We start from the raw sequence: 26740 nt of genomic DNA on the forward strand, positions 1-26740 counted from the left end.
CCGGCCGCGTCGCCTCCTCCGTGCCCCCCTCCAGCCCCAGCAGCGCCAGGTCCTCCAGCGACACCACGCACGTGGGCACGCTGCCATCGCCCACGCCACGAACGTCGATGAGGGTGCCGGGCGCGTCAGGCTGTTGCAGGTGGCGCACGCGCAGCGGGATGTCCGCGTCGCGCAGCGTGGACAGCGCGCGCGGGTGCAGCGTGGGCAGGCCCAGGTACACCAGCTCCAGCGCCTCCGTGTAGCTCAGGTGCGGCACCGGCCGAGCGTCCGCGACGTGGAGCGGATCCGCCGTCATCACCCCGGGCACGTCCGTCCACAGGGTCAGCGGCGTGCCCAGCAGCACCGCCAGCACCGCCGCCGTCTCGTCCGCGCCATCCGGGCCCAACGTCGTGGAGCGGCCGTCGAGCGCCACGCCGCGTCCACCCGCATGCAGCGTGAGCCGTCCCTCCCACGTGGGCCGCAGCGTCGCCACCCGGTCGCGCGTGTGCTCACGGTTCACGCGCGCGTGACCGGGCTCACCCTCCGTCACCGTCCAGTCCGCCGCGTCCACCTCCAGCGTCGGCACGCCGCGAGCCCCCAACAGCCGCGCCAGCAGCGCCGCCGTCAGCCGCTCGCCGGTGCCGCGCACCACGTCCTCCAGCGCCGGCCGCCGCTCGCGCACGAGGCTGGCTCCATCCAACGCACGCCGCGCCGGCTCCAGCAGCGACGCCAGCGTGCGCGCCCCGTCCGCCTCCACCGACGTGGAGCCCGGCGGCGCGCCCAGCCGGCGCTCGGCCTCCTCGAGCATCAACAGGCCGCGCGCCAGCAACCCATCCAGCTCCTGCCGGGCCAGGGCGGAGTTGCCCTTCAACGCGATGGACAGCGCGGCCTCCAGTCCGGTGGCGAGCCAGGGCGGAGAGGACACGATGGCGGCGCGCGTGCTGCCCGCGTCGCGGCGCGACAGGTGCGTGGCCACGGACGCGAGGCCCAGGGCGTTGTCGAGGAGGAACGGCGCGTAGCGGGTGATGCTCACGGGGGCGGTCATGAAGTCTTCCGGGCGCGGACGCCGGCAGCAGAGGGAAGGCGGGCGCCTTCGCCCACGCCCGGAGGCAGGGCGAGCGCGCGGATCAACAGGGGCGCGAGCGCGTCCCATTCGATGAGGAAACCGTCGTGGCCGTGCACGCTGCACAGGGCCGCGTATTCGGAGTGCAGCCCCTGCGCGCGCAGGCGCCGGGACAGCGTCACCATGTGCTCGGGCGGGAAGAGCTGGTCGCGGTCGATGCCGATGCTCAACGTGCTCGCGCGGATCCGGTCCAGGCCGGGGCCGCCGCGCGGCGTGGGCACGCGCGCCAGGTCGTGGTGGTCCATGGCGCCCAGCAGCGCCAGGTACGAGCGCGCATCGAAGCGCGCCTCCAGCTTCGAGCCCTGGTACTCCAGGTAGCTCTCCACCGGGTACAGCGTGCGCGACGACCACGCCTGCGGACGCCGCTGGAGCGCGTCCAGGCCCGCCTCCGCGCGGTAGGTGAGCGTCGCCAGTTGACGCGCCAGCTCCAGGCCGCGCCGGGGGGACTCGGGGTACTCGGGATCCAACAGGATGGCCTGCCGGGCCACGTGGTTCCAGCCCACCACCCACGCGGACGCGGACTCCGCCGTGGCGATGGGCACCATGCGCTGGAAGCGCTCCGGCGCGAGCGCCGCCAGGCACAGCACCACCATGCCGCCCAGCGAACCGCCGGTGACGAGCGCCACCTCCTCCACGCCCAGCGCGTCCAGCGCGGCGAGGATGGAGCGCGCCTGGTCCCACGGCGTGAGGGTGGCGGGCAGGCTCCGCTCATCCAGGCGCAGGTCGCCCTTGGGCAGCACCGGCGCGGGGCCGAAGCGGGTGTCGTCGGTGCGCTGGGGAAAGCCCTCGTCGGCGGGGCCGAACGTCCCGTAGCAGGAGCCCAGGTTGTTGAAGCACAGCAGGCGCACGCGCGATGGGTCCAACGGCCGGCCCGGGCCGATGACGGGCTCCCACCAGCCGCCCTCACCCCCGGCGTGCATGCCACCGGTGAGCGCATGGACGAGCAGCACGGTGGGCACTGGCGCGGGCGCGCGTCGGGGACCGTTGCGGCGCGCGTCGGTGGCCGCGTCACGCAGCTCGGAGGCGGAGCGCCGCGCCACCCGGAGGAGGCCCGCGCGAGTCTCCTCCTCCGAGTGCACGCGCGAGCGGGACTGCAACCACGCAAGGTCCTCCGGGGGCCCCCACCACCAGCCGCGCACCAGGTGGGGGGCCACGCGCGCCCCGGCCTCCAGCGGCAGGTCCGGCAGCGACAGGTCGAAGACGCGCGGGGTCTCCGAGCGCGCGGGGAGGTCCACGGGATTCCTCACGGGTCGCATGGCGTCAGGCCGCGTTCAACGCCTGGTCCAGGTCGGCCAGGATGTCGTCCAGGTGTTCCAGGCCCACGGACAGGCGGACCAGGTCGTCGGTGACGCCCGTGCTGGCGCGCTCCTCCGGCGAGAGCTGTTCGTGCGTCGTGGACGCGGGGTGGATGATGAGCGAGCGCGTGTCGCCGATGTTCGCAAGCAGGCTCCACAGCTTCACGCCGTCAATCACGCGGCGCCCCGAGGGCAGGCCGCCCTTCACGCCGAAGGTGACGAGCCCGCCGAAGCCGCCGCGCAGGTACTTCTTCGCGTTGGTGAAGGCCGGGTCGGCCTCCAGGCCCGGGTAGCGCACCCACTCCACCTTCTTGTGCTGCTGGAGCCACTTCGCCACCGCGAGCGCGTTCTGCGAGTGGCGCTCCAGCCGCAGCCGCAGCGTCTCCAGGCCCAGGATGAACGCGTGCGCGTTGAACGGGCTGAGCGCGGGGCCCAGGTCGCGCAGGCCCTCCAGTCGGGCCTTGAGGATGAACGCGGCGGGACCGAAGGCTTCACGCAGGCGCAGGCCGTGGTAGCCGGGGTTGGGCTCGGTCAGCTCCGGGAAGCGGCCGTTCTCCCAGGGGAAGTTGCCGCCATCCACGATGACGCCGCCAATGGAGGTGCCGTGGCCGCCGATGTACTTCGTCGCGCTGTGCAGCACGATGTGCGCGCCGTGGCGCAGGGGGTTGAAGAGGGCGGGGGACAGCGCGGTGTTGTCCACGAAGAGGGGCAGGCCCGCGTCGCGCGCGATGGCGCCAATGGCGTCGAAGTCCGGCACGTCCAGGCGCGGGTTGCCCAGCGACTCCAGGTAGAGCGCCTTCGTCTTCGGGCCAATGGCCTCGCGGAAGGACTCGGGACGGTTGGAGTCCACGAAGCGCGTGGTGATGCCCAGGCGGGGCAGTGTCACCTTGAAGAGGTTGTAGGTGCCGCCGTAGAGGCTGGCGCCGGAGATGATCTCATCCCCGGACTTGAGGATGTTGAGGATGCCCAGCGTCTGCGCGGCCTGACCGGAGGCGACCGCGAGCGCGCCCACGCCGCCTTCGAGCGCGGCGATGCGCTTCTCGAACACGTCCGTCGTGGGGTTCATGATGCGCGTGTAGATGTTGCCGAACTCCTTGAGGCCGAAGAGGGCGGCGGCGTGGTCCGCGTCGCGGAAGCGGTAGCTCGTCGTCTGGTAGATGGGCACCGCGCGCGACCCGGTGGTGGGGTCGGGCGAATAGCCGGCGTGCAGCGCGAGCGTGTCGAAGTGCAGCGGGCGGTCGTGGGGCGTGCTCATGGCAAGGGACTCCTGTTCGCGTCGCCAGTGAAGGCGCGCGTGAGGGCGAAGGCGGACGGGTGGCGGGGACGTCAGGGACGGCGGAAGGCTTGGAAGGGCTTCAGGTCACGGTGGGCGCTGCGACGCTCTTCAGCGGGGAAGCGAGAGCGGAGGCCCGGAACGACGAAGCCCACCAACCCTCGCGGGTGGGTGGGCTCGGTGGCTCGCCAGGGGCAGGCTGTGCGTCAGCCGGCCGCGGCGGGCTTGGGCCCACCCGGAACAGGCATTGAACACATGCACATGGCGGAGGTGACGGACATTCTGCGAGAAGAAGTAGCGGTCGTGCCGCGCGCTGTCAAGCCACCCTCCCGAACGAGTCGCGAGCGTCACGTGCCCGTGACGGCCTCCCACTGCGTATTCCCACCATGCCGACGCCTTCCCGAATGCTCGCGTTCCCAGTCCTGCTGGCTTGCCTCGTGCTGGGCGCCTGTTCCCGTCCCGCGCCGGCCACCTCCGTGGCGCTGCGGAAGACCTTCCGCACGGCCCTGAAGGAAGCACCCGAGAGTCGCGTGCCCGCGCCCACGCCGCCCGCGGACCTCTTCGAAGTCGTGCGCTATCCGGCACCGCTGGGGAGCAACGCGGCCTACATCACGCCCGTGCGCGAAGGCGGCAAGCGCCCGGCGGTGGTGTGGATCCACGGCGGCTTCAACTGGGGGCTCGATGACTTCGCGTGGGCGCCCGCGGAGCGCGACAATGATCAGAGCGCGCGGGCCTTCCGTGAAGCGGGCCTGGTGTTGATGCTGCCGTCGCTGCGCGGGTCGGACGACAACCCGGGCGCGCGCGAGTACTTCCTGGGCGAGGTGGATGACGTGGTCGCGGCCATCGACTTCGTGGCCCAGCGCAAGGACGTGGATCCATCCCGCATCTACGTGGCCGGGCACAGCACGGGCGGCACGCTGGCGCTGATGGCCGCGGTGCTGTCACCCCGGCTGAAGGGCGCCTATGCCTTCGGCCCCGTGGAGGATGTCTCCGGCTACGGTCACTACGTCCCCCTGTTGGGCCACGTCACGGGGCCGGAGTTGTGGATGCGCAGCCCCGTGAGCTTCGTGGAGCACCTGCGCGTGCCCACGCAGATCATCGAGGGCGCGGAGCGGGGCAACACCGGCGCGTTCGAGCCGCTGCGCACGGCGGCGAAGGGCGCGCCGCTGTCGTTCCTGGAGGTGCCAGGCGCAACGCACTTCAGCGTGCTCGCGCCGGTGACGGAGCTGCTGGCGCGCAAGCTCCTGGACGCGAAGGCGGAAGCGCCCCCGGTGAGGCTCACGGACGCGGAGGTCCGTGAAGCCGTGAGCACCGGGCAGGAATGACGTGTGATCAGCCCGCATGGCTTAGAGGCCTTTGAACAGGGGCAGCAGCTCTGGAACGGTGATGCCCAGGAGGATGAACCTGCCTCCATCGACCGGCGTCCACGCGTAGCCGAAGTGGAAGGCGCGGGCCACGTTGACCCCCATGCCGATGCCCACGCGGACGACGTCTCCCTTTCCTTCCTCGGCACCCTCTTCGGGACCTCCGGCGATGAGCGAGATGGAGGGGGCCAGGGCGAAGTAGTTGGCCAGGTTGGGAAACCTCCGGGTGTTGAAGCTTACCGTGAAGGGGAAGGTGACGGCCGCGGTGCTCTTGCGGTTGCGCCTCACGGGAATGGCCAGGGACAGGGGCATGGTGGAGGTGGCCTCGACATCCTTGAGAGAGGAGCCCTGCGAGGCGGAGATGATCTCTGTGACGACGGGCGCGGTGGTAATGAGCCCCAGGTTGTAGATGTGGAAGCGTTCCTGGAAGATGACGAGGTCTGTCTGGTTGGGGACCCGGTAGATGACGCGAAAGGTGACTTCCTTCTCGAAGTAGTCCTTCCAGGAAACCTTGAGGATCCGACTACAGCCGTCGCGAAACTCCATGACCGCGTCGAGCTTCTCTGTCTTCGTGGCATCGTGCCGGTTCGGCCCTTCCAACTCGAAGCTCCAGGGCGACCTCATCATCTCCTCGGGAGGCAGCTGGAGGCACACGTCAGGATGCAGCTTGAACACCACGTCCGAGTCTTGATCGATGGGGCCGAGCTTCGCCGAACCGAAGGAGTTGGTGCTGGGCAGCAACTCCAGTGTTCCTCCTGACTCCTCCAGCAGCGTCCACGCCCCGACCCGCTTGAGCACGCGGAAGGTCCGGGTGGTCTGCACGTTGATGAGTGAGTCCGAGTAATCGGGTTCGTCCTCGTCGACCACCGTGCTCGCGTAGGAGGGGGCCGCTTTATTGATCCTCTCCACCAGCAGCTTGCTCAGCGCTCGCTTGTGCGCCTTCAGCAGGCCCGCGCTGGAGTCGCTGCCCTCTTCACCGAAGAAGAAGTAGTCGAGGTTCCGTGGTCCGCGGACGAGATTCTGGAAGTCGATGCGCACGTTCTTGGGGAGCCTGCAGAACGAATAGAGGATCAAGGGGCCATCCTTGTCGGCCCGGATGGACATGCGTGTGGGTACGGGGGAAACCGGGGGCGCTGCCGTGCTCTTCGCGACAGCGGACCGGCCTGCCGCGGACGTGCCCCCATCGACCCCTGCAGCGAGGGTTCCGGCGTCCATGGCTGGCGCAGGTGTCTCGATGGGGACTCCCGCATCATCCACGCTCAAAGAGGTGATGGCTGTTTGCGCGTCATCGTCATGGGGGTTCTGCTTCTTGCCCTCCTCCAGGTGGATCGCGAGGAGGCGTTCCTGATCGCACAGGAACTCCCGGGAATAGATGGCCTGGACGCCCACGGAGATTCGCGTGGCCTGGGTGTTCTTCCAGTCCCCCTTCCAGTTGACGAGCGTGAGTTCGGAGTCCGTCAGGGTATCGAGCTTCGCGGTGTCGAGGTTCACCGACCGGGGCTTCTCCTCGCCCAGCGACAGGGTGAACTTCAGCTTGCTGAAGGAGCGGATGACGTTGCGGGAGGCCTCGTCGGGCTTGAAGTAGACGGCGATGCGTGAAAGCGCGTGGTTCATTCCTCCGTCCGGGAGGACGCCATCGGGACCAGGCGTCAGGATGACGCGCTGGGTGCTGGTGGAGCCGGGCAGGGGGTCGTAGATGGCGCGAATCTCATACGGTTGCGCGGCGGCCCTCGCTCCAGCAAGGCACAGCATGAGGAGCAGCGGGCGCACGGCTCCCGATTCAAGAAGGTATTTCATCGTGGGGATTCCTCCGGAAGACCGGCGAGGCCCTGAGCAAGCGATGTGCCTGGGTGCCTGCGGACAGATGCCGGAGGGGCCTGCGAGGGAGGACTGTCCAATTGGTTGGGCCGCGGCGGCGGGGCTGTCCAGTCCAGTTGACACGCAGGCTTGCGTCACACGCTGCGCGCCGACGGAGGCGAGGCGTGGCCCGAGGCCTGCAATGACGTCAAGGACGCCTGGGTTCCCGCGCCGCCACTGTGAGGGCGGTCACCGGACCGGGTGCGATCGTCATTGACATGGCCCCTCCCGAGGACCGGATTGTTCGCGAACGCGACCTGTACCTGGCGGTGCTTCGTCTCCTGGAGGCGAGCGAGCGTGTGACGCTGGCCGATGCGCAGCGGGCGGGCCTGGAGCTCTATGGCGACGACGGTCCACACCCCAGTCGCTGGCGAGCCCCCAGGTAGCGAAGGCGAACGTGCGGCTGATTACCGCCACCAACGCGGACCTGGAGGAACTCGTCCGGGAGAAGCGCTTTCGCGAAGATCTCTTCTATCGCATCAACGTCTTCACGGACCGGGCAACGCGCGCGGAGCGAAGGCGAACGTTGTCAGGGACTCGTCCCGCATCGGGCGTTCTCCCTCCAACAACGCATGCAGCTCCGGACGCAAGAACTTGAGCGCGACCGAACATCCACGTTCCGCGCGACTCGAACTCACGTCACCCGCGCGTTCGCCGGATACGGCGGCAGCGCGCCCTGGAAGCCCGGCTGCGCCTTCACGCGCGTAAGCCACGCGAGCACGGCAGGGTACGGCGTCAGCTCCACTCCCGCGTCCGGCGCGAGGTGCACGTACGCGAACAGGCCGATGTCCGCGACGGTGTAGCGCTCCTCCACCAGGAACGTGCGGGTGCGCAGGTGACGCTCCAGTACCTCCAGGGCGCGCACGCCCCCGGAGACACGCTGTCGGAAGGCTTCCGGCTGCAGGGGCTCGCGGCCGGTGAGCCTCCAGTAGCGCGCGGTGCCCAGGTTGGGCTCCACACCGTTCTGTTCGAAGAACAGCCACTGGTGCACCTGCGCCCGCGCGAAGCGGTCCTCGGGCAACAGGCGCGTGCCCTCCGCGAGGTACAGCAGGATGGCGTTGGACTCCGCGAGGAACCGTCCCGGCTCGGGCTCCAGCACCGGGATGCGGCCGTCCGGGTTCTTGTTCGCGTGGAAGTCGGCGGTGTGGCTCTCACCCGCGAAGATGTCCACCGGCACCAGCTCATACGCGATGCCGAGCTGCGCGAGCAGCGTGCGGACCTTGTAGCCATTCGCTGAAGGCAGGAAGTCGTAGAGGCGCATGACCCGTACCTACGGGCCTCCCTGCCGCCGCGCACTCCGCTTCTTGCGGTGCAATCCGCCGCAAGAAGCGCGAGCGGAGCAACTACGGCGTGGTGGTGGCCTGGCTCCAGACCTCCGAGACGCGGCCCACCTGGTCGAACGCGCAGTGCCCGGCGCCGGTGATGACCTTGTCATCCACCGGGAACTGGAGCCCCTTGAGGTAGTCCTCGGCCGTCCGGATGTCCGGGAGCAGCGGATCCAGGTCGCCGTACGTGAAGTAGAACTTCGTGGGGCCTCGCAGCGACGCCTTCGTCGCGTCCCAGTCCAGGGTGCCCTTCCACGGCGTCTCACCGCCGCAGCTCAGCGCGTAGATGCCCGGGTAGCGGTCGCCGTAGCGCGGCAGGAAGCTGGCGGTGAGCTGGATGGAGCCACCCGACGAACCTCCGAAGAGGATGGGGCCGTCCTGGATGTCCCAGCCCTTGCGCAGCGCCTCGATGACCTGCACCAGCGACGCCGCGTTCTTGCCCTCCAGGTCGCGCGCCTCCACGGGCGCCTCCCCGGAGCAGACGGTGCGCGCGGGGTCCGTCCACCACGCGCACCTGTTGGGCGCGAGCGCCGCCACGTAGAGCGTGTTGTGTCGGTAGGTCCACCCGCCGATGTCGAACAGCGCGCGCGGGTTGCTGCCGTTGTAGGTCGCGGCGCCGTCGCCGTGCAGGTAGATGGCGAGCCTCATCGGCGCGGGCGCGATGCCGCCCAGGGGCTCGATGATCTTCATCTCCGTGTCGCCCACCTTCGCGACGCAGTACGACAGCGTGCCCGCGTCCGTCTTCACCGAGCCCGTACTGGTGCAGCCCAGCTTGCCGGTGCCTTGCGAGCTGCCCGTACCCGCGTCGATGCCAGCATCCACGTCCGTGCCCGCGTCGGTGCCTGCATCCACGTCCGTCCCCGCGTCGACGGCGATGCCCGCATCAGGCGTGATTTCATCAGGGGCGTCGGAGCACGCGGACAGACCCAGGGCGACAACGGCGGCGAGCACGAAACGGGACATGAGACTCGGGGAAGGGGGAGGCAGCGCCTCTGTTCAGACGCCAGTATACCGGGTATACGATTCCAGCCAGGAGAGGAAATTCTTTCATGAGCGGACGTGTCAACCTGATGGCCCCAGAGGTCCGGGCAAATCCCTATCCCGTGTACGCGGAGCTGCGCCGCACGGCACCGGTGTGTCAGGTGGAGCCAGGCGGCCTGTGGGCGCTCACGCGCTTCGAGGACGTGTCCGCGGCCTTCAAGAACCCGCAGGTGTTCTCGTCCGCGGGGGTGCGCACCACCACGGCGCCGCCGTGGCTGGGCCACAACCCGTTCTCCGAATCCATGATCGTCATGGACCCGCCGCACCACATGCGGCTGCGCACGCTGGTGAGCCGCGCGTGGACGCCCGCGGCGGTGAGCCGGATGGAGCCTCGCATCCGGAGCTTCGCGCAGGTGCTCGCGGAGCGCCTGCACCCCGAGCGCGAGGTGGACTTCGTGGACGCCTTCGCCATGCCGCTGCCCGCGAGCGTGATTGGCGAATTGTTCGCGTTGGATCCGCAGATGACCGCCCGCTACAAGCGCTGGTCGGTGGACCTGTCCAGCGTGTCCGGGACGACGGAGAAGGACACCCAGCGGCACGACTCCATCCGCGCCACGGTGCGCGAGATGGAGGACTACCTGTCCGCCGTGGTCGCCGAGCGCCGCCGCCATCCCCAGGAGGACATGGTGTCGGACCTCGTGCAGACGCGCGTGGACGGCGAGGCGCTCTCCGACGCGGAGCTGATGAGCTTCCTGTTCCTGCTCGTCGTCGCCGGGCTGGAGACCACCGTGCAGCTCGTCAGCCACTGCGTGCGCATGCTGATGGAGCACCCGCACCTCGTCACCCGGCTCAGGGAGAACCCGGCCCAGCTGCCGCGCTTCGTGGAAGAGGTGCTGCGCTTCGAGCCCTCCGTGCACGGGCTGGTGCGCGTCACCACGAAGGAGACGCAGGTGGGAGGCGTGGTGATTCCGGAGGGCGCGCGCGTGGCGCTGATGGTCGGCTCCGCGTGCCGCGACGGCGAGCGCTTCAAGGACCCGGACACCTTCGACATGGACCGCGAGGGCGTGAACAACTTCCCCTTCGGTCACGGCATCCACTTCTGCCTGGGCGCGCCGCTGGCCCGGCTGGAGGCGCGCGTGGGGCTGGAGGTGCTCCTGTCGCGCTTCACGCGCTTCACGCCCACGGGCCCGGTGAAGTGGAACACCTCCCTCACCGTGCGCGGCCCGCTGACGATGCCCCTCATCCCGCACGCCTGAGCGCGCGGGACGAGGCTCAGGCTTCGCTCAAGCTTCGATGTCGAACGCGAGCGACACGCGCTCGCCGGGGTCCACGTGCAGGAGCCCCTCGCCGGTGGCCAGCGCCCCGGCGGCGGCCGTCCATGGCTCCACGCAGACGAAGTCCTTGCCCTGCAGCGTCCACACGACGAGCAGCCGGAACTCCGGGCTCCACGACAGCTTCACCGGCGGCAGGCCGGGTCCGCGCTCCAGCTTCGTCCCTGGCTGCTTGTGGTCGCGCAGGTGCATGTCCACCTCCTGCCGGGTGAGGTCCAGGCCGGTGAAGGGCACCTCGTGCTTGTCGCGGTTGTCCCACGCGTGCGTGGCGTCCGTCTCCACGCGGGCCTGGGCCTTGTTCGCCTGCGGCACGCGGAAGTACGGGTGGTAGCCCAGGTGCAGCGGCAGGGGCCGCGTGTCCCGGTTCTCCAGGTCGAAGTCCAGCGTGAGCCTGCGGCCCGCGAGCGAGAAGGTGAGCTGCGCGTCGAAGGCCCACGGGTACTGGCGCAGCGTCTCCTCCGACGAGGTGAGCCCCAGCACCAGCAGCGACCCTTCCGCCTGCCGCACCGTCCACGGCAGCCGCCGCGCGAAGCCGTGCTGCGGCAGCGTGTACGCCTTGCGGTCCGCCGGATACGTGTCCCCGGGCAGGGGGCCGGCGATGGGGAACAGCACGGGGATGCCCCCGCGCACGTTCTTCGTGAGGTCCGCGACGGTGCCTTCATCCAGGAAGAGCACCTCCTCGCCCTCCACCACCATGCGCGTGACGAGCGCGCCGCGCGTGGGAATCACCTCCACGCGGCAGCCGCCGTCCTCCAGCGCGTAGGTGTCCAGCCCCGCGATGCCCGGGAACGGTCCGCTCATGGGACTAGATGGCCCCTTCCTTCGGGTCGCTGTCCATGAAGGGGTAGGGGACCTTCACGGGCGGCGCGAAGTTCTCCTTGATGGTGCGCGGGCTGGACCAGCGGAACAGGTTGATCATCGACCCGGACTTGTCGTTGGTGCCCGACGCCCGGCTGCCGCCGAAGGGCTGCTGGCCCACCACCGCGCCCGTGGGCTTGTCGTTGATGTAGAAGTTGCCCGCCGCGCTGCGCAGGCCGCTCATCATCGTCTCGATGGCCTTGCGGTCGCGCGCGAAGATGGCACCGGTGAGCGCGTAGGTGGCGGACTGGTCGCACTCCTTCAGCGTCTCCTCGAACTTCGCGTCCGGGTAGACGTACACGCCCACGAGCGGCGCGAAGATCTCCTCCGTCATGATGCGGTGGCGCGGGCTGTGGCACTGCACCAGCGTGGGCTGCACGAACCAGCCCTCGCTCCGGTCCGTCCCGCCGCCCGCGATGATGGTGGCGTCGCCGCCCGTCTTCGCCAGCTCGATGTACGAGGACACCTTCTTGAACGAGCGCTCGTCGATGACGGCGCCCATGAAGTTCCGGAAGTCCGCCACGTCGCCCATCTTGATCTCACCGATGAGGGCCTTCAGGCGCTCCTTCAGCTTGGGCCACAGTGACTCCGGCACGTACACGCGGCTCGCCGCGGAGCACTTCTGGCCCTGGTACTCGTAGCCGCCGCGCACGATGGCGACCGCGAGCGCCTCCAGGTCGTCCGCTGCGGACGGGTGCGCGAAGATGAAGTCCTTGCCGCCCGTCTCACCCACCAGCCGGGGGTACTGCTTGTAGCGGCCGATGTTCTCTCCCACCGTCTTCCACAGGTTGTTGAACGTGGGCGTGGAGCCGGTGAAGTGGATGCCGCCCAGGTGGGGGCTCGCCAGCACCGGGTTGCCCACGGTGGGGCCGTCGCCGGGCAGCATGTTGATGACGCCGTCGGGCAGGCCCGCCTCGCGCAGGAGCTCCAGGCCGTACCACGCGCTCAGGGCCTGCGTGGAGGACGGCTTCCACAGCACCACGTTGCCCATGATGGCGGGCGACACGCAGAGGTTGATGGCGATGGAGGTGAAGTTGAACGGCGCGATGGCGAACACGAACCCGTCCAGCGGCCGGTAGTCCGTCATGTTCCACGTCTGCGCGGAGTTCTCCGGCTGGATGGAGAGGATCTGCTGCGCGAAGTGGACGTTGTAGCGGAGGAAGTCGATGAGCTCGCATGCCGCGTCGATCTCCGCCTGGTGCGCCGTCTTGGACTGGCCCAGCATGGAGGACGCGTTGAGCAGCGGGCGGTAGCGCGTGGCGAGCAGCTCCGCGGCGCGCAGGAAGATGGCCGCGCGTGCGTGGAAGGGCATCCGCGCCCAGTCCTCCTTCACGCTCATCGCGTTCTGGATGGCCTGCTCCACGTGGCCGGCCTCCGCCTCGTGCAGCGTGGCCAGCACGTGCTTGTGCCGGTGGGGCATGCGCACGGTGTCCGTCTTGCCGGAGCGCACGTGCTTGCCGCCGATGACGACGGGAATCTCGATCTGCTCCCCGCTCATGCGCTTGAGCGTGGCCTGCAGCTCGGCGCGCTCCGGGGTGCCGGGGGCGTGGGAGAGGACGGGCTCGTTCTTGGGAGCCGGGACGCGGGGAAAGGCGTTGAGCACGCGAGGACCTCGGAAAGGGGAAGGTGGGCGCAAGGTATAGCCCTCCCGCTCCTCCAGGTCAGCGCAAGAAGCCACGGGCGTCCGCGCCGCGACACAGGCCGCGGTCTCGAACACGCCCGGCTTACGGCCGGCTCAGCCCTCGCCCGCGGCCTTGGCCGTTTCGCCCCGCGCGCGCTGCAGCACCGCATGCAGCTGCGCGATGAGGTACGGCGGCTTCACCGGCTTGACCAGGTACGCGTCCGGCCGGGGCTGAGCGGGGTCCAGGTCCGCGCGCGGCGGGTAGCCGCTGACGAACACCACGGGCAGGTGCACCAGGGACGGCTCGGCGCGCACGCGGCGGCACAGCTCGTACCCGTCGATGCCCTCCATGTTCACGTCCGACAAGAGCACGTCCGGCGGCTCCGCCAGCGCGTGCGCCAGCCCCGCCTCTCCGTCCGGTGCCACCATGCAGTCGAACTCCCCGGACAACAGCAGCCGCAGCGTTTCGCGCATGGTCCAGGAGTTTTCGACGATGAGGACCTTGGGCTTCACGGTGCTTCGACTCCCGGGAGGGGACCGCGGACAGCAGGGGGGAACTGGCGCCCAGCATCCCCCCACCGTGCGCACCGGGCAAGAGGTCCCCAGCTACCCCGATCAATTCCAGAAAGCCTTCAACTCAAGGCTTTGCCGCCCAGGTCCCTCTTCCTCCGGCGGAGGGTTCACGAGCCCGCGCCGGGAAACCTCGGAGTCCGCCTCTTCGTCGCCGCACTGCGTGTCCTCCAGCGGGCCCCGGTTGCGAGGTTGGAAGTTCTTGCTGCCCGCCCGGCCGTCCAGGGGCCAGGAGGGGGCGCCCGTGTCGCGCCGCGCCATGCCACAGCCCTGTCGCGGCACCGTCGCGGCTTCGTTGCTTCAGGGCAGGGCGGGCGGCATGCTCCGGGCCAGCGACTCCGGATCCTCCCGCGAGAGGCGTTGGACCTCCGGCGCGATGTCGGCGGTGGGCGCGGCGATGCTGCATCGCGCGCCGCCGTGCACGAGCCCCACCACGCGCATCCGGGCGTCCACGAGGGGCGCCCCGGAGTCTCCCGGGATGCCGTGCATGCTGGTGAAGAGCGCGGCGGGCACGTCCGGCAGCGAGGGACAGCGACCCAGCCGCTCCAGCATCACCTGCTGCGGCTCGCCGGGGCGATCATACCGGCCGGTGAAGACGAGCAGCTCCCCGGGCGCGGGCAGCGCCTCGGCCACCTCCAGCGGGGCCACCGGCGCCTTCGCCTCCAGCTCCAGCAGGGCCATGTCCCGGCCCCGATCCACGAACACGTAGCGCCCCTCGAGCCGCCGTCCGTCCTCGAAGTTCGCAAGCTCGTGCCCGACGGCGGGCGCGACGCAGTGGGCCGCGGTGAGCACGTGGCGACCGCCACCCACCACCACGCCCGCGCAGTGCCCGTCGCCCAGCGTCACCGTCGCCGCCGAGGCCCGCTCAAGGCCCTGCGCTTCCCGCGATCCAGGCGGGTCACAGGCCATCCACGCCGTGACGGCCATGAAGGCCACCGCCGCTCCGCCCCGCTTCCATGCACGCATGCCGCTTCCCCTCCCCGAGCGCGGGCAATGGGCCCACGGCCTGGAAGAAGGGTGTGCATGCGGCACGGTGCGTCGGTGGGCGTGGCCCCCCAGCAGGCGTCCGGGCATCCATTGCCGCTCCGGGCCCGTGGGACGTGGACCCGGGAGGCATGGCCCCGGAGGGCACCTGCTCGGATGTCCCGGAGGCGGTATCCATGAAACGTGCTATGGCTCACACCTCGGGATTCCGGCGCGAAGCGGCCGGCCTTTTGCGCGTGAGCGACGACGAGAAGACGACGGTTCTGGACGAGCGGACCCGGCCTCCGAGCACGTGGGGGGACCGGGTGCGCACGCCCATCACGTTGCCGGGGGCGACGCACGGGGAGCGGCGCTCGCTGGAGCCGGGCATCATCGTCACCGGGCGCTACCGCGTGGAGTCGCTGCTGGGCGAGGGCGGCATGGGCCGCATCTGGCTGGCGGACGACCTCCAGGAGCGCCGGCGCGTGGCGCTCAAGGAGATGCACGTCCCGGCGGAGCTGTCCTCGGCGAAGGTGGAGGAGCTGGTGCTGATGTTCCGGCACGAGTTCTTCGCCATGAAGAAGCTGCAGCACCCCTCCACGCTCAAGGTGTTCGACTGGGGCATGACGGAGGCCGGCAACCGCTTCATCACGATGGAGGTGGTGGGCGGCCACGACCTGAGCACGCTGGTGCGCGAGGCGCCGCTGGACACGCGCACGCTGTACCGGGTGCTGATCCAGATGGCGCAGGCGCTGGCCTTCATCCACTCGCGCCTGTACGTGCACTGCGACATCAAGGCCAGCAACGTGCGCATCACCGAGTCCGGCGCGGTGAAGCTGATGGACTTCGGCGTGATGCACCAGCTGGGCACGCCCAGCCCCGGCAAGCTCAAGGGCACGCTGGAGTACCTGGCGCCGGAGTGGCAGCGGGGCGCGAGCATCGACGGGCGCGCGGATCTGTACTCGCTGGGTGTGATGGCCTGGTACCTGGCCACGCGCCGGCTGCCCTTCAAGCGCAGCAACCCCGCGGTGCTGCTGGCGGACCACCTCACGCGCCCGCCGCCGCGCCCCTCCACGCTCTGCCCGGTGGATCCGCAGCTGGAGGAGATCATCCTCCTGTTGATGGCCAAGGACCCCCGCGAGCGCTTCCAGGACGCGAGCGAGCTCTTGGAGGCGCTCTGCCACGCGAGCGGTGAGCCGTCCCCGGAGGAGCCGCTGTCGGCGCGCGCCAGCTACCTGCACGTGCCGGAGGTGGTGGGGCGCGAGGCGGAGCTCGAGGGGCTGATGAACGGCCTCGCCGAGGCGGACTGGGGCCAGTCGCGCGCGGTGCTCGTGGGCGGCCCCGCGGGCGTGGGCAAGACGCGGCTGCTCCAGGAGTTCGAACTGCAGGCGAAGCTGGCGGAGCTGCCCTTCGGCCGGGGCCAGTGCCGCGCGGAGGGGCTGGCTCCGCTCGCCCCGGTGGCGCAGGCCCTGCGCTCCCTGGTGCCGCACACGCCCGGCGAGCTGATGGACCGGCTGCTGCCGCGGCTGTCGCGCATGCTGCCGGGGCTGTCACCCGAGGCGCCCGAGGGCGAGGTGCACGAAGCGGCCCTGCGCGAGGGCACGGAGGAGAAGGGCCGCTTCTTCGAGGCGCTGACGGCGTGGATGCACAGCATCGGCGGGCGGCAGTCGTTCGTGCTGTGCTTCGAGGACCTGCAGTGGGCGGACAGCGCGTCGCTGGAGGCCCTCAACGTCCTCATCCGCGCGCTGCACGGCACGCGCGGCATGGTGGTGGGCACGTTCCGCTCCGCGGAGCTGTCCCGCCTGAGCCTCGCGTTCCAGACGGTGGACGAGAAGCTCACCGCGCGCATGGACCTGGAGCCGCTGTCCGCCGAGCACGTGGGCACGCTGGTGGAGCTGGTGCTGCCGGGGCTCTCCATGCCGGAGGGCTTCGTCCAACGGCTGCACGAGACCACGGGCGGCAACGCCTTCTTCGCCACCGAGTGCCTGCGCATGCTGGTGGAGGCGGGCGCGCTCGACCGCGTGGGCGGGCGGTGGCAGGCGGAGGAGGGGCTGGGGACGCGGCGGCTGCCGGACAGCATCCAGGAGGCGGTGCTGGTGCGGCTGGCCAGCGCGCCCCCGGAGCAGGTGACGCTGCTGCGCAAGCTGGCGCCCGCGGGCCGCATGCTGGACCTGCCGCTGGTGCGCGCGCTGGCGGGGCTGCCGGAGGCGGAGCTGTTCTCCGTCCTGGACGGCATCGTGGAGCGGCAGTTCCTCCAGGACGTGGAGGGCCGCTACGTCTTCACGCACGACACCGTGCACCAGACCATCTACGACAGCACGCCGGAAGCGGAGCGCAGGCGGCACCACGGCCTCGTGGCGCGCGCGCTCCAGGCCCTGCCCGCGGGCCGCGCGGGGCTGGTGCGCGCGGTGGGCTGGCACTACGCGCGCTCGGACGCGCCCCAGGAGGCCATCCAGCCGCTGCTGGCGGCGGGCCAGGCGGCCATCGAGGCGGAGGCGCTGCTGGAGGCCACGCTGCTCCTGAAGGAAGCGGCGGGGCTCCTGGAGTCGGCGCCGGACTTCCCGGGGCGCGCGGATCAGCTCCTGCGCACGTGGGTGTCCCTGGTGGAGGTGGGCTACTCCAGCGACCCGCCGACGTCGGTGGCGTACGCGGAGCGCCTCTTCGCGCACTGGGCCGCGACGGTGGACGTGGAGGCCGGACGGCGTGAGGCGGCGACGCGGCTGGAGTCGGCGCGCACGGCGACGCCCGCGGAGCGCGAGGAGCTGCTCTGCCCGCTGTTCCGCGAGGTGGCCGCGGACGGGCGCATGACGCCGGTGGACGTCTTCTGGAAGCGCTCGGAGCTTCAGATCCTCCAGGGCATGGCGCTGGCCATCCTGGGGCGCACGGAGGCGCTGGAGACGCTGATGGGGAGCGTGGCCTCCGAGCACCCGGAGGACTCGCCGTACCGGGCCGCGCTGTCCATCGCCCGCGCGACGCTGAGCGCGTACACCGGCCGCTGGTCGGGTGGGGTGTCCGAGCAGCGCCGGCAGGTGGAGCGGCTGCGCGACTTCCGCGACGCGGTGGGGCGTCCGCCCCGGCGGCTCGCGTGGGCGCTGGGCATGGGCGGCTACCTGCTCAACGTGAACCTGGCCCTGCGCGGCGAGCCGCTGGACGAGGACGTGCTGCGCGACGGGCTGGCGGTGGCGGAGGCCCACGGCTTCACCGACGTGCGCGCCTACCACCTCTTCGCGCAGGTGGCGCGCGCGGCCTTCACCGGCGACGGCGTCGCGTTCGCGTCCGCGCTCGCGCAGAAGGTGGAGCTCATCCGCCGGCTGGGCAGCCCCCGGCTGATGGAGCGCAACCTGGCCCTCTTCACGCCGCCCTACTACCTGGAGCGCGGGGAGCACGAGCTCGTCGCGGCGGTGGTGTCGCGCGCGGAGACGCTGGCGCGGGTGCTGCCGGAGGACCGCTGGCTGCAGGCGCACGTGCAGGTGTACCAGGCGTGCCGCGACGTGCTCTTCGAGGACGCGTCCGCCGCGCGCGAGTCGCTGCCCCGGGCCCTGGAGGCCGCGCGCCGGGGCGGCCTGCGCATGGAGACGCTGGTGCGCGTGTACCAGTCGCGCTTCGAGCGCGAGCAGGGCCGGCTGCCCGCGGCGCTCGCCGCCGCCCAGGCGGCCCTGGCGCGCGCGCTGGATCCGGTGCTCGCCAACCCCTGGGATGAGATCCTCGCCCGCCGCGCGCTGGCGCCGCTGGTGTCCAAGGAGGAGGGGGACGCGCACCTGCGTCACGCGCTCCTGCTGGCGGAGGCCACCGGCAACGTGCTGCAGATGGGGCTCGTGTACCTGCAACACGCGGAGCGGTACGGCACGCCGGAAGAGGTGATGCTGGAGCTGGAGATCGCCGAGCGGGCCTTCGGCACCGCGAAGGCCACCCACCTGCAACTGCTGGCCGGCTCCCTGCGGGGTCCGCTGTCGCGCCAGCAGCCGGGTGACGTGAAGCGGAGCGCCTGACGGGCGCGGGCGTGGGTAGGATGGCCCCATGGCCTCCTCCCCCCTGCGCTTCTGCCTGGACTACCTGTCGCCGTACGCGTACCTCGCCTGGCTCCGGATGCCCGCCCTCGCGGCGCGCCACGGGCGCACGCTGGAGCCCGTGCCGGTGCTGCTCGCGGGGCTGCTCAACGCGGTGGGCTCCGTGGGGCCGGCGGAGATTCCGGCCAAGCGCGTCTACGTCTTCAAGCAGACCTTCCGCATCGCGCACGAGCAGGGCGCCCCCTTCACCCTGCCGCCCTCGCACCCGTTCAACCCGCTCCTGTCCCTGCGCGTGACGGCCGCGGTGGACGACGTGGAGGCCCGGACGCGCCTTGCCACCGCGCTCTACACGGCGGCGTGGGGCGAGGGCCGGGGCATCGAGACGCCGGAGCAGGTGGGCGCGGTGCTCACGGAGGCGGGCTTCGACGCCCAGGCCCTGCTCGCGGCGGCGGCCACGCCCGAGGTGAAGGGGCGTGTGCGGCGCAACACCGAGGAGGCGCTGGCCCAGGGCGCCTTCGGCGTGCCCTCCGTGCTGGTGGACGGGGAGATGTTCTGGGGCGTGGACTCGCTGGGCCACCTGGAGCGCTTCCTGGAGGGCCGCGACCCGCTCACCCCGGCGGACCTGGCGCGCTGGCAGCACCTGCCCGCCACCGCGTCGCGCGGCCAGGACCGGAAGCCGCTGCCGTGAACGTCCTCGGGCAGCTGGGCGTCGTCGTCGCGGGCCTCGTGCTGGCCGTCGTGCTGCTGCGGCTCAACTTCTGGCGGGCGCTCCTCTTCCTCTTCCCCGGCACCGTCCGCATCGAGCCGGAGGCCCCCGCGGACCAGATGGACCTGCCGGACGCGCTCGCGCCCCTCGCCGGCCAGCTCCAGGCGCTGGGCTTCACCCCCCTGGGCAGCCACGAGGAGAAGCCGCTGCTCCAGCGGGCCACCCGCTCCTACGACTGGGCCCACCCGGGCGAGCGCGTCTTCGCCACGCTCCACCTGGGGGTCGACGGCCTGCCCCGCCTCTACCTGCTCACCCCCCTGGCGCCCGGGGGCTTCGTCGTCACCGCCAGCTACCGGCGCCCCGCGTTGGACCTGCCCGGCTACCGCTCCGGTTCACTGGAGGACGCTTCGCCGGAGCGCCTGCTGCGCGCGCATGTGCGCCGACTGGAGGGGTTGGGTCCGGTGGCCGCGAGCGACTTCACCTGGGACGGCCGGGTCCAGGCCGGGCGGGCCTGGTACCAGGGCCTTGGCCGCAAGGAAATCCGCCGGCAGAACCTCCAGGGGTTGTTGTGGACGGCCATCGCGCTTGCCATCGTCGCCAGCTCCTTCCTGGGCCGGCGCGCGGGCTGAGCCCCACCCCGCGTTTTCCCCGTCACGACATGCGTGCACCGCGCGCCCCGGAAGAGTAGGGAGACGAGCACCATGAAGAGCGTGTCCAAGAATGAGGAAATCTACTTCCTGTCCGGCAAGCGCACCCCGTTCGGTACCTACGGCGGCAGCCTCAAGGACCTGAGCGCCACCGACCTGGCCGTGGAGTCCGCCCGCGCGGCCCTCGCCCAGGCGAAGGTGTCCCCGGAGCAGATTGAGCATGTGGTGTACGGCAACGTCGTCCAGACGAGCTCGGACGCCATCTACCTGCCGCGCCACGTGGGCCTGCGCACGGGCGTGCCCGTCCCGGTGCCCGCGCTGGGCGTCAACCGCCTGTGCGGCTCCGGCTTCCAGGCCTTCGTCACCGCGGCGGAGATGATGCTGACGGGCGGCGCGGAGTGCGTGCTCGCCGGCGGCACGGAGTCCATGAGCCAGGCGCCCCACGTCATCCGCGGCGCGCGCTGGGGCCTGCCCCTGGGCAAGGGCGGCCTGGAGGACATGCTCTGGACGGCCCTGACGGACAGCTACACCGGGCAGGCCATGGCCCTCACCGCCGAGCAGCTCGCGGTGGACTACGGCCTCACCCAGGACGACGTGGACCAGTACGCCGTCCTCACCCAGAAGCGCTTCGCGGCGGCCCAGGAGGCCGGCCGGCTGGGGGATGAAATCGCCCCGGTGACGCTCAAGGGCAAGAAGGGCGACACGGTGGTGTCCCGGGACGAGCACAACCGCCCGGAGACGACCGTGGAGGGGCTGCGCAAGCTGCCCAAGGTCTTCAAGAAGGACGGCGTGGTGCACGCGGGCGCGGCGAGCGGCATCTGCGACGGCGCGGGCTCCATGGTGATGGCGACGCGAAGCTTCGTGGAGAAGCACGGCCTCAAGCCGGTGGCCCGGCTGGTGAACTGGGGCGTGGCCGGGTGCGACCCGAAGGTCATGGGCATCGGCCCGGCGCCGGCCATCCGGAATCTGCTGAAGCGCGCGGACGCGAAGCTGTCCGACGTGGACCTCTTCGAGGTGAACGAGGCCTTCGCCCCCCAGTACCTGGCGGTGGAGAAGGAGCTGGGCCTGCCACGCGACGCCACCAACGTCAACGGCGGCGCCATCGCCGTGGGCCACCCGCTGGGGGCCTCCGGGGCGCGCATCACCATGACGCTCACCTACGAGCTCAAGCGTCGGGGCGCTCGCTATGGTATCGGCTCTGCCTGCATTGGTGGCGGCCAGGGCATCGCCGTGCTGGTCGAGGCGCTCTAGGGCGTCACTCGGGGCAGGCGGGCTGGGGACGGGGTACGGGGCAGACGACTTCCGGACGGGACGTGAGATGAGCAACGAGGTGGACGCGAAGACGGCCCGCGAGCGGGCCAAGGCCATCGCCGAGCAGCGCCGCGCCGAGCGTCGCAACCGCAAGCGCCGCTGCGTGGTGTGTGGCGTGGAGGAGAGCGACAAGACGCCCCTGACGGCCCATCCCGAAGGCATCGGTCCCGCCTGCAAGGACGAGGTGACGTGTCAGGCCCGCCGCGCCGCCGCGGGCCGCTGACGCCCCCGGGGCCTTCCCGTCCGCGCGCCGCACTGTCGGCGGGTGGACGGTCGCCCGGGCCGCACCCCGGGGGCCCTGCGGAGCGGACCTCCGGAGCGGGCCCGGGTCGGATTTCGGGCCCGTTTCTTGATGGCGCCCGCGACTCGGGGTAAACGTTCGTAATCTCTGGTGCAACGAGGGTTGGAATGGGGCTTATCAGCTTCACGGGAGTCAAGGTGTTCTCCACCACGCTCGCGCGCGATCGCGAGAACATGGGTGAGAACATCACCAAGTGGCTGAAGGAGAACTCCGGCGTGGATGTCGTGGACAAGATCGTCACGCAGTCCTCGGACAAGGAGTTTCACTGTCTGACCATCACGCTCTTCTACCGCCACAAGGTCTGAGGTTCCCGACCCGCGGGTGAAGGGGTGTGGATGCGAGGGCGCTTCTCCCTGGAGACACCAGGGTGGAGCGCCCTTCATCGTTTCGGCATTTGGGGTTGCGGACCGGGCAGGGTTCCACCACCTTTGGGCCTCTATGCGACCCATGCGGGGCTTCAACAGGGGAGGGGGCGGCGGTTTCGGCGGCGGCCTCGTCGGCCTGGAATCGATGGCCGCGAAGCTGGCGGTAGGGCTGGTGGCCTTCTCCGTGCTGTACCTGGCGACGCGCACAAGCCAGGGCGCGCTCCTGCTGCTCAACCCCGGGGAGGTGCTGAGGGGACGCGTGTGGGAGCCCTTCACCTACGCGTTCATCGCCACGGATCCGCTGGGCATCATCTTCGGCGGCATCATCATCTGGTCCATTGGCGGCTTCCTGGAGTCCACCTGGGGCGCGCGGCGCCTGTTCATGGCGTCGGTGGGCATCACGGTGCTCGCGGGCTTCATCACGGTGCTGCTGGCGCTCGTGATTCCCATGGCGAGCGGCTACGCCGGCGGCACGGTGATGACCACGGTGCTGTGGGTGGCATACGGGCTCGTCATCGGGCGGGGGCAGACGAACTTCTGGGGCATCCCGCTGACGGGCTACTGGTTCGCGGGCATTGGCGCGGGCTTCACCCTGCTGCGGCTGCTCACCGCGCCGGCCTGGCAGTTCCTCGCCCCGGAGCTCATCAGCCTGGTGCTGGTGTTCGCCTACGTGCGCGGCGCGAGCCCCAAGCGGCTCTTCCTGCACCTGCAGCACTGGCGGCTGCAGCGCCAGCTGCGCGACCGCTCCAAGCACCTGCGCGTCGTGGGCAAGAACCGCCCGCCGCCGGACCGCGACCAGTTCCTCAACTGAACGCGTCCCCCGCGGTGTGATGCGGGGCCTTCCGGGCCTGCCGACGTGAGCGTCGGCGGGCCCTGTGTGTTTCTAGTGCGCGGCCTCCGGATGCCCGTACTGCTTGAGCTTGCGGTAGAGCGTGGCCACGCCGATGTCCAGCTGCTCCGCGGTGCGCGAGCGGTTGCCGCCATTCTGCGCGAGCACCGCGAGGATGTACTCCTTCTCCATGTCCTCCAGGCGGCGCGGGTTGCCGCCGGGCACGAGGCTGGGCGGCGCGGCGCGCACCTCCTCGGGCAGGTCCTCGCGCTCCACGCGCGGGCCCTCGCACAGCACGACCGCGCGCTCGATGGCGTTGCCCAGCTCGCGCACGTTGCCCGGCCACGGGTAGCGCAGGAGCTGATCCGCGGCCTCCGGGGACAGGCCGCCCACGCGGCGCCCCAATCGCTCGCCGGCCTCGGCCAGCAGCAGCCGGGCCAGGGGGAGGATGTCCTCCTTGCGCTCGCGCAGGGGCGGAATCTTCAGCTCGATGACGCGCAGCCGGTAGAAGAGGTCCTGACGGAAGCGGCCCAGGCGCACCTCGTCCGAAAGCTCCCGGTTGGTGGCGGCCACCACGCGCACGTCCACCTTGCGGTTGAGGTTCTCCCCCACGCGCCGCACCTCGCGCTCCTGGAGGACGCGCAAGAGCTTCGCCTGCATGGAGGGGGGCACCTCGCCCACCTCGTCCAGGAAGAGGGTGCCGCCGTGAGCCGCTTCGAAGAGGCCGGGCCGGTCATGCGTGGCGCCGGTGAAGGCGCCCTTCGCGTGGCCGAACAGCTCGCTCTCCAGCAGGCTCTCCGTCACGGCGGCGCAGTTGACGGCGATGAAGGCTTTGTGGGCGCGGCCGGACTCGTCGTGGATGAGCCGGGCGATGCGCTCCTTGCCCACGCCGCTCTCGCCGGTGACGAGGATGGTGGTGTCCACCTTCGCGGAGCGCCGGGCCAGGTTGAGCACGCGCTGCATGGCCTCCGCGCGGGCCACCATGCCGGACGGGTCCTCCGCCACGCCGGACACCCGCGCCAGCGACTGCCGCTTCGCGCGCAGCTTGCGCTCCGCCTGCCGCAGGGCCTCCGTCACCTGTCCGAGCACGCCCTCCATGCACTGCGTTTCGTAGAGGCGCAGCACCTCCGCGCACTCGGTGCTCCACTCCTCGGCGGGGCGGCCCACGATGTGGCACGTGGCGTCGCCCTTGCCCACGCACTTCTGCTCCGCGCAATAGATGGGCTTGCCGTTGCAGTAGCTCATGTACCCGGACGCGAAGCCGGTGAGGCTCCAGCACACCGGTTGATCCGCCTGCCCCAGGTGCAACAGGTGCTGCTCCGCTTCATAGGAGTCGCGCCACTGCGCCTCGGCGAAGGGCTCCGGTCCGTCCTGAGCCGTCCGCTCGATGCGCTCCACGCGCACCTGCCCCATCAGCGTGTGCAGCCGTCCGCCCGCGCGGCGCCAGTGGGACTCGTCTGTCCACGGCACCGCCGTCCGCATCGCCTCCGCCGTGCGCCAGCCGTGTGCGTAGCCCAGCCGCGTGAAGATGCCGCGCGCCGCCGTCATCCCCATCACCCCGATGAGCTCCACGCGCAGCAGCCCCAGCGCCACCGGATCCATCAGCAGCGCCCGCTGCCCGGCGAAGTGGATGACGCCGCCCTTCGGCTCGAACGCCAGCAGCTCCCTCAAATCCAGGTCTTCCAACCCCGCCACGGTGACTCCCAGAACGTTTCAGACTGAGGGGGTACTCTATCATTCTGAGAGTAATTTCGCAGGAGCGGAATCGCTTCCTCCATGATTCCAGGGGGTTGGCGTATTGGATGCGTTGGTCCTGGGGTTGCAGTAGAAGTCGCCCACGATGGCGAACGGGGTGGACAGACGCGAGGTGCTGCAGGGCGTGGCGGCCGCCGGGGTGGCGGGAGTGATGGGCCCCGGGCCCACGGTCGCCCGGCAGGTGGCCCCCGCGCTCTTCGTGTCGCACGGCTCGCCGATGACGGCGCTGGACGCGGATGAGTACCCCCAGGCGCTCAAGCGCTTCGGTGACGGCGCGGGGCCGGTGAAGGCGCTGGTGGTGGTGTCGGCGCACTGGGAGACGGACGCGCGCGTGCATGTCACCGCGACCGCCGCGCCGCCGCTCGTCTATGACTTCTACGGCTTCCCGGAAGCGATGTACCGGCTGCGCTACCCGGCGCCTGGCGCGCCAGACGTGTCCCGGGACGTGGTGTCGCGGCTGACGGCGGCGGGCATCCCCGCGGTGGGGGACGCGGGGCGCGGCCTGGATCATGGCGTGTGGGTGCCGTTGATGCATGCCTTCCCGGAGGCGCGCGTGCCGGTCATCCAGGTGGCGCTGCCGGCCGGGGCGACGCCCGCGGTGGTGGCGAAGATGGGCGAGGCTTTGCGCCCGCTGCGCGCGGACGGCGTGCTACTGATGGGCAGCGGTGGGGTGACGCACAACCTGCGCCGCGTGAATTTCAGTTCCAAGGCGGCGTCCGTGGAGGCATGGGCCGCCGGGTTCGATTCCTGGGTCGCCGGAAAACTTGCGGCACGTGACTACGTGGGGCTTCAGTCGTGGAGGGATGCACCGAATGCGCGGCTCGCGCATCCTTCTGACGAGCACTGGTTGCCCATCTACTTCGTCCTCGGAGCTGCCCTCCCCGAGGACCGTCTCACCCCGGTGTTCGAGGGCTTCCATCACGGAACCTTGTCCATGCGCAGCTTCGCGCTGCGCGCCTGAACCTCGCAGTTCGCAGTCCCAGGAGTCCACACCATGAAGATGTCCCTGAAGTCCGCCATCACCCTGATTGCCGTTGCCGCCCCCTCGTTCGCCTTCGCGGCGGCGTATGACATCGACGGGGCGCACTCCTCCGCCGACTTCTCCGTGAGGCACATGATGGTGTCCAACGTGAAGGGCAACTTCAAGGTGCAGTCCGGCACGGTCAACATCGACGACAAGGACGTGACCAAGTCCACCGTCGAGGCCGTCCTGGACGCGGCGTCCGTCAACACCGCGGAGCCCAAGCGCGACGAGCACCTGAAGAGCCCTGACTTCTTCGACACGGCGAAGTACCCGACCATCACCTTCAAGTCGACGAAGGTCGCGAAGGCCGGCAAGGACAAGCTGAAGGTCACGGGCGACCTGACCCTGCACGGCGTGACCAAGCCCGTGGTGCTGGACGTGGTGGGCCCGACGGCGGAGATCAAGGACGCGTTCGGCGGCATGCGCCGTGGCGTCGAGGCGACCACGAAGATCAACCGCAAGGAGTTCGGCCTGGGCTGGAACAAGGCGCTGGAGGCCGGCGGCGTGGCGGTGGGCGAGGACATCTCCATCGTGCTCGCGCTCGAGCTGACCCCCAAGAAGGACGCGGCGGCGGCGCCCGCGGCGAAGGACGCGAAGTAATCCGCTTCAGCGCACCGGCGCCCGCGTCGGTGCGCTGAAATGAAGAGAGGGGCCTCGGTGACGAGGCCCCTCTTTTTTGTGCGCGGGCGTGTCCGGCCGACGGAGGCGTCAGCCCTCGGCGACGGCCTGCACGCTGGAGCGGTAGATGAAGATGCGCGCGGTGTTGGTGCGCGTGTCGGCGGGGACGACGAAGAAGCCCGGGGTGTGGCCCTTGAAGTCCTGGGAGAAGCCGGCGACCTGGCGGCCGTCGTTGAAGGTGACGCGAATCTTCGAGCCCTCCGCCTGCGGCTGACGCGCGCCCGCGGCGAGCATGAAGAAGATGGCCTTCACGCGCTTGCCGGGGATGCGCTCGGGGGCGAAGCCGCTCTGCTGCTCCAGGGAGATGACGTCCTCGAGCAGGTCCGCGTCGCGGATGGTGCCGCGCTTCACCTGGCCTTCGATGGTGTGGATGATGACACGGTGTTCGCCCTCCACGAAGGAGTTGGCGGACGGGGCGAACCCGGCGCCCGCCACGAACAGGGCGTCGTCGGTGGGGCGCAGGTGGTTGGCCACCGGCATCGCGGGGGTGGCCGCGACCTGCACGGGCACCGCGGCGCTCCGGAAAGGCGCGCTCACGGCGACGGCGGCGGTCACCGCGTGGGCCACGACGCTGGAG

At 70.8% G+C, this 26740-nt stretch carries 24 protein-coding genes; 12 read left to right on the plus strand and 12 right to left on the minus strand.

All coding sequences use genetic code 11. The features are described 5' to 3' along the window. From D7V93_RS07570 to D7V93_RS07580, 3 genes are all read right to left on the minus strand, one after another. Window positions 1-1024, minus strand: a 1024-nt coding sequence (locus D7V93_RS07570) for an amino acid kinase family protein (RefSeq protein WP_443651908.1), incomplete at its 3' end; no start/stop codon positions are given. Continuing rightward, entirely contained in the window at window positions 1021-2337 is a 1317-nt protein-coding gene (locus D7V93_RS07575; protein ID WP_244237157.1) for an alpha/beta fold hydrolase, read from the minus strand. The genes D7V93_RS07575 and D7V93_RS07570, both read right to left, overlap by 4 nt. Window positions 2338-2362: 25 nt before the next feature. After that, complete coding sequence (locus tag D7V93_RS07580) at window positions 2363-3652, minus strand: O-acetylhomoserine aminocarboxypropyltransferase/cysteine synthase family protein (RefSeq protein WP_120642737.1); 1290 nt, start codon at window positions 3650-3652, stop codon at window positions 2363-2365. A 422-nt stretch (window positions 3653-4074) separates the two neighbouring features. Between D7V93_RS07580 and D7V93_RS07585 the strand changes: the two genes are divergently transcribed. Continuing rightward, window positions 4075-4995, plus strand: coding sequence for an alpha/beta hydrolase family protein (locus D7V93_RS07585; protein WP_208722948.1), 921 nt, complete (start codon window positions 4075-4077; stop codon window positions 4993-4995). Between the two features lie 21 nt (window positions 4996-5016). On the opposite strand, the gene D7V93_RS07590 is transcribed toward D7V93_RS07585, so the two are convergent. After that, a complete protein-coding gene (locus tag D7V93_RS07590) occupies window positions 5017-6831 on the minus strand; it encodes a hypothetical protein (protein WP_147451075.1) in 1815 nt (604 codons plus the stop codon). Window positions 6832-7258: 427 nt separating this feature from the next. Here D7V93_RS07590 and D7V93_RS47655 point away from each other — a divergent pair, with 427 nt between their 5' ends. Then, entirely contained in the window at window positions 7259-7489 is a 231-nt protein-coding gene (locus D7V93_RS47655; protein ID WP_120642741.1) for a sigma 54-interacting transcriptional regulator, read from the plus strand. Between the two features lie 36 nt (window positions 7490-7525). Here the strand turns inward: D7V93_RS47655 and D7V93_RS07605 are convergent, their stop codons facing one another. Both D7V93_RS07605 and D7V93_RS07610 read right to left on the minus strand, forming a co-directional pair. Next, window positions 7526-8152 (minus strand): glutathione S-transferase family protein, encoded by a 627-nt coding sequence (locus D7V93_RS07605; RefSeq protein ID WP_120642742.1) that lies wholly within the window; start codon window positions 8150-8152, stop codon window positions 7526-7528. An 82-nt stretch (window positions 8153-8234) separates the two neighbouring features. Further along, the gene (locus tag D7V93_RS07610; protein WP_120642743.1) at window positions 8235-9179 is read right to left on the minus strand and encodes an alpha/beta hydrolase; all 945 of its coding nucleotides are present in this window, start codon (window positions 9177-9179) and stop codon (window positions 8235-8237) included. A gap of 86 nt (window positions 9180-9265) precedes the next feature. Here D7V93_RS07610 and D7V93_RS07615 point away from each other — a divergent pair, with 86 nt between their 5' ends. Beyond that, window positions 9266-10453: a cytochrome P450 gene (locus D7V93_RS07615; RefSeq protein WP_120642744.1), complete on the plus strand. Its 1188-nt coding sequence runs from the start codon at window positions 9266-9268 to the stop codon at window positions 10451-10453. Window positions 10454-10480: 27 nt separating this feature from the next. On the opposite strand, the gene D7V93_RS07620 is transcribed toward D7V93_RS07615, so the two are convergent. The 4 genes from D7V93_RS07620 to D7V93_RS07640 all read right to left on the minus strand — a co-directional run bounded on the left by D7V93_RS07620 (window position 10481) and on the right by D7V93_RS07640 (window position 14543). Beyond that, on the minus strand, window positions 10481-11329 hold the full coding sequence (locus D7V93_RS07620) for an aldose epimerase family protein (RefSeq protein ID WP_120642745.1): 849 nt from the start codon (window positions 11327-11329) through the stop codon (window positions 10481-10483). Between the two features lie 4 nt (window positions 11330-11333). Beyond that, complete coding sequence (gene pruA, locus D7V93_RS07625; protein WP_120642746.1) at window positions 11334-12989, minus strand: L-glutamate gamma-semialdehyde dehydrogenase; 1656 nt, start codon at window positions 12987-12989, stop codon at window positions 11334-11336. A 132-nt stretch (window positions 12990-13121) separates the two neighbouring features. Further along, entirely contained in the window at window positions 13122-13520 is a 399-nt protein-coding gene (locus tag D7V93_RS07630) for a response regulator (RefSeq protein ID WP_120642747.1), read from the minus strand. 357 nt (window positions 13521-13877) lie between these two features. Then, entirely contained in the window at window positions 13878-14543 is a 666-nt protein-coding gene (locus D7V93_RS07640; protein WP_120642749.1) for a S1 family peptidase, read from the minus strand. Window positions 14544-14797: 254 nt separating this feature from the next. Here D7V93_RS07640 and D7V93_RS07645 point away from each other — a divergent pair, with 254 nt between their 5' ends. From D7V93_RS07645 to D7V93_RS07675, 7 genes are all read left to right on the plus strand, one after another. Next, window positions 14798-18529, plus strand: a complete 3732-nt coding sequence (locus tag D7V93_RS07645; RefSeq protein WP_244237158.1) for a serine/threonine-protein kinase — start codon at window positions 14798-14800, stop codon at window positions 18527-18529. Window positions 18530-18557: 28 nt separating this feature from the next. Continuing rightward, on the plus strand, window positions 18558-19235 hold the full coding sequence (locus tag D7V93_RS07650) for a 2-hydroxychromene-2-carboxylate isomerase (RefSeq protein WP_120642751.1): 678 nt from the start codon (window positions 18558-18560) through the stop codon (window positions 19233-19235). Continuing rightward, window positions 19232-19882, plus strand: a complete 651-nt coding sequence (locus tag D7V93_RS07655) for a hypothetical protein (RefSeq protein WP_120642752.1) — start codon at window positions 19232-19234, stop codon at window positions 19880-19882. Before D7V93_RS07650 ends, D7V93_RS07655 begins: the two co-directional genes overlap by 4 nt. Window positions 19883-19954: 72 nt before the next feature. Continuing rightward, window positions 19955-21151 carry an acetyl-CoA C-acetyltransferase gene (locus tag D7V93_RS07660; RefSeq protein ID WP_120642753.1) on the plus strand — a complete coding sequence of 399 codons (1197 nt, stop codon included), beginning with the start codon at window positions 19955-19957 and terminating at the stop codon, window positions 21149-21151. 67 nt (window positions 21152-21218) lie between these two features. Beyond that, complete coding sequence (locus D7V93_RS07665; protein ID WP_014399195.1) at window positions 21219-21434, plus strand: hypothetical protein; 216 nt, start codon at window positions 21219-21221, stop codon at window positions 21432-21434. A gap of 185 nt (window positions 21435-21619) precedes the next feature. After that, the gene (locus tag D7V93_RS07670) at window positions 21620-21817 is read left to right on the plus strand and encodes a hypothetical protein (protein WP_120642754.1); all 198 of its coding nucleotides are present in this window, start codon (window positions 21620-21622) and stop codon (window positions 21815-21817) included. Between the two features lie 133 nt (window positions 21818-21950). After that, a complete protein-coding gene (locus tag D7V93_RS07675) occupies window positions 21951-22688 on the plus strand; it encodes a DUF1751 domain-containing protein (protein ID WP_120642755.1) in 738 nt (245 codons plus the stop codon). Between the two features lie 72 nt (window positions 22689-22760). Here the strand turns inward: D7V93_RS07675 and D7V93_RS07680 are convergent, their stop codons facing one another. Beyond that, window positions 22761-24401: a sigma-54-dependent Fis family transcriptional regulator gene (locus D7V93_RS07680; RefSeq protein ID WP_120642756.1), complete on the minus strand. Its 1641-nt coding sequence runs from the start codon at window positions 24399-24401 to the stop codon at window positions 22761-22763. Window positions 24402-24546: 145 nt separating this feature from the next. On the opposite strand from D7V93_RS07680, the gene D7V93_RS07685 reads away from it, so the two are divergent. Together D7V93_RS07685 and D7V93_RS07690 are read left to right on the plus strand one after the other, a co-directional pair. Next, window positions 24547-25422, plus strand: coding sequence for a DODA-type extradiol aromatic ring-opening family dioxygenase (locus tag D7V93_RS07685; RefSeq protein ID WP_120642757.1), 876 nt, complete (start codon window positions 24547-24549; stop codon window positions 25420-25422). A gap of 33 nt (window positions 25423-25455) precedes the next feature. Beyond that, complete coding sequence (locus tag D7V93_RS07690; RefSeq protein WP_120642758.1) at window positions 25456-26085, plus strand: YceI family protein; 630 nt, start codon at window positions 25456-25458, stop codon at window positions 26083-26085. A 108-nt stretch (window positions 26086-26193) separates the two neighbouring features. Here D7V93_RS07690 and D7V93_RS07695 read toward each other — a convergent pair. Continuing rightward, a partial coding sequence (locus D7V93_RS07695) for a DUF6982 domain-containing protein (RefSeq protein ID WP_443651909.1) occupies window positions 26194-26740 on the minus strand: 547 nt, incomplete at its 5' end.

The sequence above is a fragment of the Corallococcus llansteffanensis genome, assembly GCF_003612055.1.
GTDB lineage: Bacteria > Myxococcota > Myxococcia > Myxococcales > Myxococcaceae > Corallococcus > Corallococcus llansteffanensis.